The organism is Sorangium sp. So ce128 (assembly GCF_051525245.1).
GTDB lineage: Bacteria > Myxococcota_A > Polyangia > Polyangiales > Polyangiaceae > Sorangium > Sorangium cellulosum_B.
In genome coordinates this window covers 741,803-754,164 of the sequence record NZ_CP150313.1, presented here as the reverse complement: position 1 = coordinate 754,164, position 12,362 = coordinate 741,803, and the positions used below count along the sequence as shown (strand labels likewise).

The following is a 12,362-nucleotide window of genomic DNA, read 5'->3' as shown; positions in this document are numbered from 1 at the left end:
CTAAGTCGATGACGGGAGCGCTCCTCGCGCCGTCGCTAGTGGTCGCACTCCCCGCCGATCATGTTGAGGGAGCCGAAGGTCGGCACGACGTCGGGGATCATCAGCCCGGTGATGAGCTGGGAGAGCCCCTGCGTCGTGGCGAAGCACGGCGGGCGGATGCGCACGCGGTACGGCGTGCCGCTGCCGTCGGACACCAGGTAGAAGCCGAGCTCGCCGTTGCCGGCCTCGGTGTACGAGTAGCACTCGCCCGCGGGCACCTTGATGCCCTCCATGACGATCTTGAAGTGCTGGATGGTCGCCTCGATGGTCGTGTAGACCTCCTCCTTCGGCGGCAGCACGATGCGCGGATCGTCGATGTTGACGGGCCCCTCGTCGGGCATCTGATCGAGCGCCTGCTCGATGATCCTCCCCGCCTGGCGGATCTCCTCCTGGCGGCACATGAACCGATCGTAGTTGTCGCCCCGCGTGCCGACCGGCACGTCGAAGTCGAAGCGGTCGTAGACCATGTACGGGTTCGCCCGGCGCACGTCGTAGGGCACGCCGGTCGCCCGGAGCACGATGCCGGTCCAGCCGAGCGCGAGCGCGTCCTCCTGCGAGATCTGCCCGACGCCGTCGAGGCGGTCGAGGAAGATGCGGTTCTTGAGGATGAGCTTCTCGGCGTCGTTCACGAGCGCGAGCACGCGCGCGAGGCCCACGCGGACCATCGCCTTGAAGTCGGCCGTGGGCGGCCGCGCCATGCCGCCGACGCGGCCGAAGCTGTGCGTCAGGCGCGCCCCAGTCTCCTCCTCGAAGATCTCCCAGAAGATCTCGCGCGCGCGGCACAGGTAGAGGAACGGCGTGAAGGCGCCGAGCTCCATGCTCATCGCGCCGCTGCAGATCATGTGATCGCAGATGCGCGCCAGCTCGCCGAGGATCACGCGGTAGTACTGGCAGCGCTCGGGCACCGTGACGCCGAGCATCTTCTCGACCGCCAGCGCGAAGCCGACGTTGTTGAGCATCGGCGAGACGTAGTTGAGCCGGTCGACGTACGGGAAGACCTGCGACCACGTGCCGCGCTCGCACATCTTCTCGAAGCCGCGGTGCAGGTAGCCGATCTGCACGTCGGCCTTGTTGATCGTCTCACCGGACAGCTCGAGCACGATGCGCACCGTGCCGTGCATCGCCGGGTGGGACGGCCCCATGTTGAGGAGCATCGGCTCGCTCGGTAGGTCGAGCTCGGCCTCGTCCAGCTCGCGATCCAGAGGTTCCATGGGTCAGCTCCGCTCCTCCAGCGCGCCCGCGCGCTTCCCGTTGCTCACGGCCTCGTCTCCGTCGATCGACGCCCCGGGGCCGTGCAGCGCGAAGTCGTGCGACTGGCGGCCGAAGCTCATGCCCTCGTCGGGGCCGAACGGCGGCAGCTTGCCGGTGTTCGGCACGTCCCGGAACGGGATGAGCGGCTGGATGCGGTCGGCCGGGTAGTCCTTGCGCAGGGGGTGCCCCTCAAACTCCGGGTACATCAGGATGCGCCGGAGATCCGGGTGCCCCTTGAAGACGATGCCGAGCAGGTCGTAGCACTCGCGCTCGAACCAGTTCGCGCCCTTCCACACCGGGACGATCGAGTCGATCTCGGCGCCGTTGCCCTCCTCGTCGCCGACGCGCGCCTTGATCCGGATGCGGTGGTTGCGCTCGAGCGACCGCAGGTGGCAGACCACCTCGAAGCGGGGCACGTCGCCGCGCCAGAGGTAGTCGACCGCGGTCAGGTCGACGAACATGTTCATCAGGGTCCGCGGGTCGTTGCGGAGGAACAGGGCGACGTCGCGCCACACGGCGGGATCGAGCACCGCCGTGTCGTCGCCGAACTGCGAGTGCGTCTCCAGAACGGCGCCCGGGAACTGCGCCGTGAGGAGCTCTAGGACCTTCTTGCTCATGGCAGGCTCCGCTCCTTGCGCTGGAGGGTGACGAGGTGCTCCGTCGTCTGCGCCGGGTCCTCGCGCGGCTTGACGATCGCCGGCGTGCGATCGCCGCGCGCGATCTTGTCCTGGAGCAGCATGAGGCCGTCGAGCACCGCCTCGGGGCGCGGCGGACAGCCGGGCACGTAGACGTCGCAGGGGATGACCTTGTCGATGCCGGCGACGGTCGTGTAGTTGTCGTAGAAGCCGCCGCACGAGGCGCACGTGCCGAAGGCGAGCACCCACTTCGGGTCCGCCATCTGCTCGTAGATGCGGCGGAGCGCCGGCGCCTGGCGCTGGCTGATGGTCCCCACCACCCAGAGCAGGTCGGCCTGGCGCGGCGAGAAGCGCGGCACCTCGGCGCCGAACCGCGCCATGTCGAAGCGCGGGCTCGCCATCGCCATGTACTCCATGCCGCAGCACGCCGTCACGAACGGGTACTGGAACAGCGAGTACTTCTTCGCCCAGTTCAGCAGCGCGTCCACGCGCGTGGTCGCGAAGCCGTGCTCGGAGCCCTCCATCACCCGCGTCGAGGGCCCACCGGCCTTCACTTCTCCCATTCCAGAGCTCCCTTCTTCCACACGTACACGAGCGCCACGACGAGCAGCGCGACGAACGAGCTCATCGTCGCGAGGCCTGTCCACCCGAGGGTCCGGAACTGGACCGACCACGGGTAGATGAGCACCGCCTCGATGTCGAACACGACAAAGAGGATCGCCGTCAGGTAGAACTTCACGCTCGGCTTGACGAACCGCCCGCCCGTCGAGTCGCTGCCGCACTCGTACGGCATCATCTTCTCGGGCGTCGGGTTCTTCGGGCCGAGCAGCGACGTCAGCGTGAACATCGCGAGCGCGATGATCGCGGCGACGAGAAACAGCAGGAACAGGGGGATGTAGGTGGCCATCGAGAGAGCACTCCTACGCGTCGACCCCTGGAGGGGTCGACCATCTCGCCGAGGCGCGCGGCGTCTCGGGGCGAGACCTCGGGGCCCACGGCCCCGAACCATGCAGTCCAAAAAGGTGAGAGCGACGCGGCGATGCTGCCTGAAGCAGCAAAAATCCGAGCGATCCCGGCTTAATCCGCGCCGGATCTAGTCGGCCGCCGCGGGGGTGTCAATGGAGGCGGTCGGCCAACCGGTGGCAAGCTGCGAGCTACCGGGGGGCCGCAAGTCTAGGAGCGGTTCGCGGCCAGGACCAGCCCTCGCCACGCGGTGAGCGCCGTCCCCAGGCTGGCCTCGATCTCCCGGATCTCCTCCACCATGTCGGCGTCCGCCACGCCCACGCTCCGCGCCTCGCGGACGCAGGCGAGGGCGGCGACGAACTTCTTGCGCTGCACGAACGCCCGCGCGAGCAGCGGCCAGATCTGCTTCGGCGGGGCGCCAAGGTTGGCGGCGCGCCGGAGGGGGCCGATGGCCTCGCCGGCCCGGCCGTCGTCGAGCATGGCCTCGCCCAGCCGGCGGAAGATGTCGCCGGCCGCGGCCCCGTCGTGCGCATACTGGACGGCGAGGCGCATGACCTCCTCGCCCTGGTGCTCCTCGCCGAGCTTGACGCACGCGGTGCCGAGGAGGCCGAGGCCCTTGGCGATCAGGCTGCGGGCGTCCGGCGTGAGCATCTGCCCCTCGGGCGTGCGCAGGAAGATCGCGAGCGGGGCCGGCCAGGTGCCGAGCAGCTGGATCACCTTCGGGAAGTCGCCGCGCTGCGAGGCGACCTCGGCCTCGGCGACCTTCGTGAGATCGATGGCGGAGCGCGCGCCGGCCGAAGCGCGCTCGAGCTCGTCGCGCACGTGCGAGCGGATGCGGGCGCGGAACTCGTTGAGCTCGTGGGTCTCCTCGATGCCGTCGCGCAGGAGGAGGAGGCGCGAGGTCTTCCCCTCGACGGCGAGCTTGCGGAGGCTGTAGCCGTAGAGCGGGGCGAGCAGCAGGTAGCGGACGCCGATGTGGAGCTGGATGCCCTCGAGGTCGGTGTCCCGCTCGGGCGCGGGCGGCGTCGTGTCCTCCGTGAGGAGGGCGCCGACGAGGCGGTGGCGGAAGTCCGCGAGCGTGAGCCGCTGGACGTCGCCGTCGATGTCCTCCTCGCCCGGCGGCGCGATAACGAAGTCGACCAGGGTGTTGTCCGGGTTGCGGCGGTCGACGGTGAGCGCCGTGATGCGGGCGCCCGTAATCATCGAGAAGGCAAAGAACGCCTCGCCCACGATCTCGCAGAGCGCCTGGAAGCTGCCGATGCCGTCGCCTATGCGCTCGAACCAGCCGTCGGTCCGAACGGCATCGAGGGAGAACACGCGTTCCTTTGGCATGGTTCGACCCGGATCACAGGGGCGCGTCCCGGACGACGGGCGCAAGTCCCAAGGGGGCCGAGACTCGCACGGGCGGGCGCCGCTCTCAAGAAAACTCCTAGGGCGTGCGCGTCGACACGTCGCCCGCGTCGCTCACCGACGAGAGCGCTGGCCGCCTTCCATGGCTCCCTATCGTTCCATGCCGCTCCACCTGCCCCCACGCGCGCCGATCCGCGCCTCCCTCCCCGGCCCGTGACCCACGAGCCCCGGCCGGGCCCGTCGCGACGGCCGACCCGTCACAGCAGCGGTGCCGCCCCGCTCCCGCGCCCCTCTGCCCGCTGGCCGACGGGTCGCCGAGCGGGCGCGCCCCGCTCAAGGGATCTCTGCGATGTTGAGGGTGAGGTTGCCGGAGGCGGAACGCCGGCTGTCGCCGATGATCGTGATCACCTGCCCTTCGGTGAGGGTCACGGTCACGCGCGAGCTGACCCTGTCCGTGTTGTCGTTGCACGCGAGCTCGGGGCCGGAGCAGCTGTCACCGTCGTGCACGTGAAGGACGGTGTCGAAGTTCGACGACAGCGTGTCGATGACGTAGGTCCCGTTTGCCGGCGCGGTGAAGCGGTAGACCCTGTCGTTGCCGCTCGACGGGACGCAGCTCGGTGTGGCCGAGTCCGGCTGGTACAGGGTGGAGCCCGTCGTCGTCCGCGGGACCGTCGAGCCGAGATCGACGGGGTTCCCGCAGATGCCGTCCCCCTGGAACAGGCTGATGTTGAGCTTGAACGCGCCCGTGGCCTCGGGTTTGGCGCCATCGACCACGACGACGGTCTCCTGCCCCGCGGCGAGCGGCACCACGATCCGCGACTGGACGCCCGTGGCGTTGTCGTTGCAGCCGAGCACCGCGCCGCCGCACGTGCCGGCGTGCACGTGGACGACCGTGTCGAAGCTCGATCCGAACGTATCGAAGACGTACAATCCGTCGGCCGGCGCCGTGAAGCTGTACGCCCTGTCTTCGCCGCCGGGCATGCCGCACGGCGCGCTCACGTAGTCGCCAGCGCCGACGGTCGTCCCCTGCACGGTCTGCGGGACGACCGACTCCAGCGCGTTCTCCGGGCACGGGGGGGCCGGGGTGCCGCTCACGTTGAGCGTGTACGCGCCGTGCTTCCCGGACGCGCCGTCCACGACCACAACCGCCGTCTGCCCCTGCGCGAGGGGCGTGGACACCCGCGATAGGTACGACAAGCCCTCCGCGTCGTCGCTGCACCCCAGCGAGGCGCCCGTGCAGCTGCCGTCGTGAACGTGGAGCACCGTGTCGAAGGTCGAGCCGAGCGTATCGAATGTATACCGGCCGGCGATGGGCGCCGTGAAGCTGTAGCTGACCTCGGGGGAATTGCCCGTGGCGCAGGCCGGCGGGGGCTGGAGGACGCCGTCGAGGCCTGACGTGTGGCCCGTGACCGTCTGCGGGTAGGTGGAGCCGAGATCCACCATGGGGCACGCGGGCGGAGCCCACGCGGCGACGTTCAGCGTATAGGGCCCACGCGCGCCCTCGAAGCCGTCGATCACCGCCACGACCTTCTGGCCGGCGCTGAGCTCCACCGTGGCGCGCGACTGCGACCCTTCTCCTGAGTCGTCGGAGCAGGTGAGCACGTCGCCATCACACGCGCCGTCGTGCAGCTCCAGGATCGTATTGAACCCGGAGCCGAAGGTATCGAATACATACTTCCCGGCCGCCGGCGCCGTGAAGATGTAGCTCGCGTCGGGGCTGTCTGCGCCTCCGCACGTCGGCCTGATCGCGTCGCCGAAGTGCTCGGTGTTGCCGGTGATGGTCGTCGGGAGCGCAGCGTCGATCGCCCACCCAGGGCACTTCGGCGGATCGGCCCTCGCCATGTTGAGCGTGAAATCGCCTTCCCCTCCGTCGAAGCCGGTCACCACGATGAGGACCTGCTGGCCCGCCTCGAGGACCGCGCGGACCCTCGATTGGGCGACCCCGGTGGCAATGTCATCGTTGCAGGCGAGCTGAGCGCAGGTGGTCGCTCCCAGCACCCCGATGGCCGTATCGAAGGTGGACCCGACGGTATCCAGCGTGTATGTCCCCGCCACGGACGGCGTGAAGCGGTAGACCCGCTCCGACGAGCCGGCGGCCACGCACGCGAGATCGTAGTTCGTCTCGCCGCTGATGGTGGTCCCCTTGATCGTCTGCGGGAACGTGTTGCCGAGCTCATCATACGTCCCGAGGACGCAGGTGCAGGCGCCTGCCTGGCATAACGCCCCTCGCTCGCACGCGACGCCGCAGGCGCCGCAGTGGAGCTGGCTCGTCTGCAGATCAGCGCACGCGCCATCACACGCCGCGAGACCGGCCGGGCAGGTGCAGACGCCGTCGACGCACAGCTGGGCAGGCGCGCAGCTGGATTCACACTCGCCGCAGTTGCGCCTGTCGCTCAGCACATCCACGCAGGCGCCGTCGCACTCCGTGAGATCGCCCGCGCACGCGCAGGAGCCGTCCGCGCAGACGTGCCCCTCCGCGCACTCGACGTCGCAATCGCCGCAGTTCCGCAGGTCGGTCTGGAGGTTCACGCAGTTGCCCGAGCAGTCGGTCTGGCCTTCTCCGCACTTCTCCGCGCCCCCGACGCCGGCCCCTATACCGCCGCCGCCCTCACCGCCGCCCCCGCTGCAGCGGCCCTTCACGCAGAGCTGCCCCTCCTCGCAGGCGTCGCCGCACGCGCCGCAGTGCTCGGCGTTCGCCTGGAGCTCGACGCACTCTCCATTGCACCGCGACAGCCCGTCAGGGCACTCGCTCGACGCGTCGGGGCTCTCCGCGCAGGACGCCGCGAGGACGACCCCCGCAGCCAGGAGCAGCGCGGCGGACGACAGGGCGGGCCTGGGGCGCGATCCGGATCTGTTCATAGCCATCCTTGGGGGGGGTGCGTGGCCGCTCGAGGCGAGCGGATAACGAGGCGCGCGGATAACGAGGCGCGCGCCAGGATACGCCTACGGCCGGCGCATCCGCAACCGGCGGGGGTGCTCGGCTGGCGGCGCGCAGGTCGAGCCGCGGCCCGGACCGCGCTCGCCGCGCCGCGCCGCGGAGAGGCGCCCTCGCGGGCTCGACGCGACAGACACCGTCGCCAGGCCGGCCAGGGCACCTCCAGCGCGGACTCAGAGCTTGGCGATCTTCAGCGTGAAGTCGCCGGACGCTCCATTATACCCGTCGACGACCACGGTGATGGTCTGGTTGGGGGCGAGCTCGATCTGTACCCTCGACGCTTGTGAGCTCGTCAGATCGTCGTTGCATTGTAGCTCGATGCCGGCGCAGCCACGCGTGTGGACGTGAAGGACGGTGTTGAACGACGAACCGATCGTGTCGATGACATAGGTGCCGCGGATCGGGGCGGTGTAGGTGAACACCGTCTCCGGAGAGGACACGGACGCCGCGGACACGCATTTCGGCCTCACCGCGTCGGGCTGGCCGCGCGTGGAGCCGGTCCTGGTGATCGACAGCGGCGATCCGAGGTGGATCGCCGTCGCGCAGGTCCCCGGGCCGGTGAACCGGTCCACCTGGAGCACGTAGTCGCCGGAGCTCGTGCCGAGGCCGTCGACGACGACGAGGACGGTTTGATTGGCGGCCAGGCGGAGGGCGACACGCGACTGCTGACCGTCCGTGTTGTCGTTGCACGCGAGCGACGTCCCCGTACAGCTCTCCTCCAAGATCTGGAGTATCGTGTCGAAGCTCGATCCGAACGTATCGAAGATGTAGAGCCCGTCCTCCGGCGCGGTGAAGCGGTAGATCATGTCTGGAGCATTCGACGAGGAGCCGCAGGCCGGGCGAACGGACTCGGGCCGCTCCGCGGTGCTCCCTGTCACGAGCTGCGGGACGACGGAGCCGAGATCGATCGCCGTCGAGCAGGTGCCGCCGCCGGAGAACGGCGCAATGTTGAGCGTGAAATCGCCCGACGCGCCCGCGGCGCTGCCGTCCACGAGGAGGACGATCGTTTGCCCCTCGGCGAGCTCCAGTGTCAGCCGCGACTGCTCGCTTCCCGGCGCGTCGTCGTTGCACCCGAGCACGGCCCCGGAGCAGCTGCCGTCGAGGACGGAGAGCGCCGTGTCGAGGCTCGATCCGAGCGTATCGACGATGTAGGTGCCGGCCGCGGGCGCGGTGAAGCGGTAGGTCACCTCGCCGGCGCCGCCGCCGCCGCAGCTCGGGCGCAGGACGTCGGCCGCATCCGCGGTGGTCCCCGTCACTGTCTGAGGCACCGTCGACCCGAGATCGAGCAGCGGGCACGGGAGGACGAAGGTCTGGCGCACGTTGAGCTGGAAGGCGCCGGAGGCGACTGCAGCGTAGCTGTCCACGACGACGGCGATGGTCTCTCCCTCGCGGAGCATCACCTTCACCTGCGATTGCCGGCCAGAGGTGTCGTCGTTGCACGCGACGCTCTCGCCGCTGCATGTCCCCTCGTGGACGTGCAGGACCGTGTCGAAGGAGGAGCCGAAGGTATCGAAGGTGTAGAGCGCGGCCGCCGGCGCGGTGAAGGCATAGGTGGCCTCGGGGCCGCTGGCGCTGGTGCAGGGCGACGGGAGGGCGCTCACGCGATCCGGGATGGCCGTGGTGCCCGTCACCGTCTGCGGAAACCTGGCGTCGAGCGTGAGCTCCGGACATGGAGGCGGCACGTACTCGGAGACGTTGAGCGTGAATGGCCCGGATCCGCCGTCGACGCCGTCGACGACCGCGACGACCGTCTGGCCCTCGGCGAGGTTCGCGACGAGGCGCGACGCCTTGGCTCCCATGGCATTGTCGTTGTCGTTGCAAGAGATCACCGTCCCGGAGCAGGACCCCCTGCGCAGCTCGAGGACGGTATCGAACGTGGATCCGGACGTGTCGAAGACGTACCCGCCGGCGCGCGGCGCGGTGAAGCTATAGCTCGCGTCGGAGGTGTCGATTGAACCGCAACGCGTCGAGACGGCGTCGCCGAGCCCCCAGGTGTCCCCGGTGATGCTCAGCGGGAGCGCCGTCGCGAGGGTGTCGAGCGGGCACGCCGGCGGCGCCATCCGGTCGAGGTGAAGGGCGAAGTCGCCTTGCGCGCCGTCGTAGCCCGAGACGACGAGGAGGACGCTCTGCCCTTCCTCGAGGGCCACCGAGGCGCTGCCCGTCACGGCTCCCCCGCGATCGTCATTGCACGCGAGCTCCTCGCAGGCGTCGAAGTCCAGGACGCCGATGGCGGTGTCGTAGCTCGACCCGGCGGTGTCGAACTTGTACCAGCCGGCCTCCTCCGCGGTGAACCTGTAGACGAGCTGGGTCGAGCCGACTCCCATGCAGGCGAGCGGGAAATAGGTCTCCGCGCCGACCGTGGTGCCCGTCAGGAGCCGAGGGACCGTCGAGCCGATGTCCTCGTAGTCGCCGGCGGCGCACGCGCACGCGCCCTCCCGGCAGAACAGCCCCGGGGCGCACGCCGCGCCGCACGCGCCGCAATGCGCCGGGTCGACGGCCAGATCGACGCACCTGTCGCCGCAGACCGCGAAGCCCTCGTCGCAGACGCACGCCCCCTCCACGCACGTCTCGTGGAGGGGGCAGCGGGCCTCGCAGGTCCCGCAATGCAGCGGATCGCTCTTCACGTCCACGCAGCCGCCGCCGCACGCGGTGAAGCCGGAGGCGCAGCGGCAGGCGCCGCCCTCGCACCGCTGTTCGGCCGCGCATTCCTGGCCGCAGCCCCCGCAATGGGCGGCGTCGGTGGCGAGGTCGACGCAGCTGCCGCTGCACGCCACGAGGCCGGAGGCGCACAGCTCGCCGCCCGCCCCGCCCCCGCCCCCGCCGACGCACACGCCCGCCTCGCACCGCGTCCCGCTCGCGCAGACGCCCTCGCAGCCGCCGCAGTGGTCCGGATCGGCCTGCGTGTCGAAGCACGCTCCCCCGCACAGCGTGAGGCCGTCATCACACGGCGCGGCGGCCGAGTCCTCCGCGCAGGACGCGGCGAGGGCGGCAAGGGCGACAAGCGCCGCGACCGTCAGCCAGAGCGCCATCGACGACGGCTCGAATCTGGCGCGCAATCCGGGGTGACTCATGAACATCCTTCGGCGGACAGGCCGGCCACCGCGTGGCTCCGAGAGATCCGGCGCCGAGGATACGCCTCTTCGCTTTCGCTCTGCAATCGTCGATCACCGCACTTCCACACGCGCGCGATCGACCTCCACGGGCGTCAGGCGGCCGGGAGATCCGGCATCGGAGCGGTCTCGTCGGATGTCGGCTGACGCGTCTGGATGGCCTCCAGCGCCACAGCGCCCGTCTCGGGCCCGGGCGCGTCTTCGGCCTGCAGATCGGGGCCGAGGAAACGAGCGATCGGCTCGAAGAGCTCGACGCCGGTATAGGCGCCGACGGCCAGATCGCCGTGACCGTAATCTTCCCGCGCTCCGAAGTCGCGCCCGAGCACGAGAAAGCGCTTCGGCGTCTCCGGGCGGTCGCGCCCCCATGCGTCGAACGCCGCGCGCACCGCCGAGGCGGGGGCTATCCTGTCGGCGCTGCCCGCGATGAACAGGGCCGGCGCCCCGACCGAGGCGAGGCCGTCCAGGACCCTCTCGCCGTCCACGCGGATCTCCCCGTCGCTCGCCATCCACGCGGCGAAGTCGGCGTTCAGCGCTGCAGGGATGTCTTCGATGCAGTTGACGAGCGCGAGCCGCGTGACGCCGGGAGGCACGTTGCGCGGGTTGGCCACGGCGTGATGGATCGGCGTCGGCAGCCACTCCGACGCGAACGCGACGCTGCGTGCCATGAGGCGGAGCGGGACGCCCGGCAGCAGCCGGCCCGGCAGGAAGCGCATGAGGCGCACCGGCGTGGTGAGCCGGCCAGGCGAGCCGACGATGACGACGCGGCGGACCCGATCGCCGGCGACGCTCCGGCCAAGCGCCGCATAGAGGAGCATGCCCCCCATGGAGAAGCCGACATAATCCAGCGAACGGGCGCCTGTGCGCTCCAGGATCGCCTCGATGGCGCAGGGAAGATCGTACCGGACCATGGCGGAGAACCGGACGCTGCGGCGCTCGGCGCGGGTGAGGAGGCGGCCGCTGCGCAACGTCAGCAACCACACGTCGCGTCCGAGCGTGGCGAGGTGGCGAGCGAGCGAGTAATCGGGGTGGATGTCCTGGTTTCTGTGGTTCGCGGCGAGCCCGTGGACCAGCAGGATCGGCGGCAGGTCCGGCTGCGCCTCCGCGCCGTCCGGGCGCGGGACGCGGCGGATCTCGATCGGCGCGCCATCCTCGGTCCGCAGGACCTCTTCCACGCTGTACTCGAGCGGCAGCGTCAGCCGCTTGACCCAGTAAAGGAGGTGCGCCCACAGCCCGATCGCCGCCAGCACCGCGAGCGCCAGCGCCACCAGGAGCGTTGCCCCGAATGTCCAGACCATACGGTCAATCTACCTGCTGGCGCTGCTTCCGCATGCGGGCAACCTCGACATTCTTCTTCACCAGGATGGACGGAACACAGGCCAGTCGCTCGTCGAGGCCGCAATCCAGCTCGCTCGTCTGGATGATCATGAATCCATGGGAACAGCACGTTTCACGATCATCTCCTGCAGCGCGTGAAAAAGTCACACAGCGTTCCGGAAGCCACTCCACCCCATCGCGCCGGACAGCGCGTGGGGCGACTGCCCCTGGTGGAAACGCACGTTGGCAACGGCTCGTTTTCCCTGGGATTCGCGTCTCGCGGGGACATGACCATGTGCCCAGGCCTACCGCGACGCGAGATCGAGAGCTCCAGCACAGGCGTGCACAAAGGTTCCAGATCTACCAACCCGGAACGTGGCATGCGGATCGCAACACCCCAGGGCGAGGAGAGAGCTGGCAAGGGTCCCGTAAGCACCCGGGAAGGGGGCACGGCAAGAAGAACGCCGCAGCAGAGCTCGGGGGGGCTCGGTTGCGGCGCTCTTCTTACCGTACCGTCTGCCGGACGGCCGCGCTCATGCGCTTGCCGCGGACAAAATGAAAAAAGCGCCTCGCGGACCTGGGGGGGGAAGGTCTCCGCGACGGCGCTCGCCTGTCATTTTGCAGGCTCTGTGCCGCCCCACGCAGGATAGAATTTCAAATACTTACACCAAACACAACCAGCCACTATTGCACGGTTGCAAATCACAGTTGCAATCCGATTCAAATTCGAAGGCCTTCACGTTCTCGAACTGATCAGGGTTGTAG

General features: G+C 69.7%; 9 protein-coding genes. All 9 read right to left on the bottom strand.

Annotated elements, in window-relative coordinates; translation table 11 throughout:
* Window positions 1-35 precede the first annotated feature (35 nt).
* The 9 genes from WME82_RS03005 to WME82_RS02965 all read right to left on the bottom strand — a co-directional run bounded on the left by WME82_RS03005 (window position 36) and on the right by WME82_RS02965 (window position 11,708).
* The gene (locus WME82_RS03005; protein ID WP_438041591.1) at window positions 36-1,250 is read right to left on the bottom strand and encodes an NADH-quinone oxidoreductase subunit D; all 1,215 of its coding nucleotides are present in this window, start codon (window positions 1,248-1,250) and stop codon (window positions 36-38) included.
* Between the two features lie 3 nt (window positions 1,251-1,253).
* Window positions 1,254-1,907 (bottom strand): NADH-quinone oxidoreductase subunit C, encoded by a 654-nt coding sequence (locus WME82_RS03000; RefSeq protein ID WP_438041590.1) that lies wholly within the window; start codon window positions 1,905-1,907, stop codon window positions 1,254-1,256.
* Window positions 1,904-2,449, bottom strand: a complete 546-nt coding sequence (locus WME82_RS02995) for an NADH-quinone oxidoreductase subunit B (RefSeq protein WP_437301525.1) — start codon at window positions 2,447-2,449, stop codon at window positions 1,904-1,906. The genes WME82_RS03000 and WME82_RS02995 overlap by 4 nt, the downstream gene beginning before the upstream one ends.
* A 26-nt stretch (window positions 2,450-2,475) precedes the next feature.
* On the bottom strand, window positions 2,476-2,832 hold the full coding sequence (locus tag WME82_RS02990; protein ID WP_437744023.1) for an NADH-quinone oxidoreductase subunit A: 357 nt from the start codon (window positions 2,830-2,832) through the stop codon (window positions 2,476-2,478).
* A 266-nt stretch (window positions 2,833-3,098) separates the two neighbouring features.
* Window positions 3,099-4,205 (bottom strand): hypothetical protein, encoded by a 1,107-nt coding sequence (locus WME82_RS02985; RefSeq protein ID WP_438041589.1) that lies wholly within the window; start codon window positions 4,203-4,205, stop codon window positions 3,099-3,101.
* Window positions 4,206-4,571: 366 nt separating this feature from the next.
* Complete coding sequence (locus tag WME82_RS02980) at window positions 4,572-7,097, bottom strand: MXAN_6577-like cysteine-rich protein (protein ID WP_438041588.1); 2,526 nt, start codon at window positions 7,095-7,097, stop codon at window positions 4,572-4,574.
* Between the two features lie 249 nt (window positions 7,098-7,346).
* A complete protein-coding gene (locus WME82_RS02975; RefSeq protein ID WP_438041587.1) occupies window positions 7,347-10,244 on the bottom strand; it encodes an MXAN_6577-like cysteine-rich protein in 2,898 nt (965 codons plus the stop codon).
* Between the two features lie 134 nt (window positions 10,245-10,378).
* Window positions 10,379-11,578, bottom strand: coding sequence for an alpha/beta fold hydrolase (locus WME82_RS02970; protein WP_438041586.1), 1,200 nt, complete (start codon window positions 11,576-11,578; stop codon window positions 10,379-10,381).
* Between the two features lie 4 nt (window positions 11,579-11,582).
* Window positions 11,583-11,708 carry a hypothetical protein gene (locus WME82_RS02965; protein ID WP_438041585.1) on the bottom strand — a complete coding sequence of 42 codons (126 nt, stop codon included), beginning with the start codon at window positions 11,706-11,708 and terminating at the stop codon, window positions 11,583-11,585.
* Window positions 11,709-12,362 lie beyond the last annotated feature (654 nt).

Coding starts and splice junctions, on each gene's coding strand:
- WME82_RS02970 (WP_438041586.1), bottom strand. CDS start 11,578: ATGGTCTGGACATTCGGGGCAACGCTCCTGGTGGCGCTGGCGCTCGCG.
- WME82_RS02980 (WP_438041588.1), bottom strand. CDS start 7,097: ATGAACAGATCCGGATCGCGCCCCAGGCCCGCCCTGTCGTCCGCCGCG.
- WME82_RS02965 (WP_438041585.1), bottom strand. CDS start 11,708: ATGATCATCCAGACGAGCGAGCTGGATTGCGGCCTCGACGAGCGACTG.
- WME82_RS03005 (WP_438041591.1), bottom strand. CDS start 1,250: ATGGAACCTCTGGATCGCGAGCTGGACGAGGCCGAGCTCGACCTACCG.
- WME82_RS03000 (WP_438041590.1), bottom strand. CDS start 1,907: ATGAGCAAGAAGGTCCTAGAGCTCCTCACGGCGCAGTTCCCGGGCGCC.
- WME82_RS02995 (WP_437301525.1), bottom strand. CDS start 2,449: ATGGAGGGCTCCGAGCACGGCTTCGCGACCACGCGCGTGGACGCGCTG.
- WME82_RS02975 (WP_438041587.1), bottom strand. CDS start 10,244: ATGAGTCACCCCGGATTGCGCGCCAGATTCGAGCCGTCGTCGATGGCG.
- WME82_RS02990 (WP_437744023.1), bottom strand. CDS start 2,832: ATGGCCACCTACATCCCCCTGTTCCTGCTGTTTCTCGTCGCCGCGATC.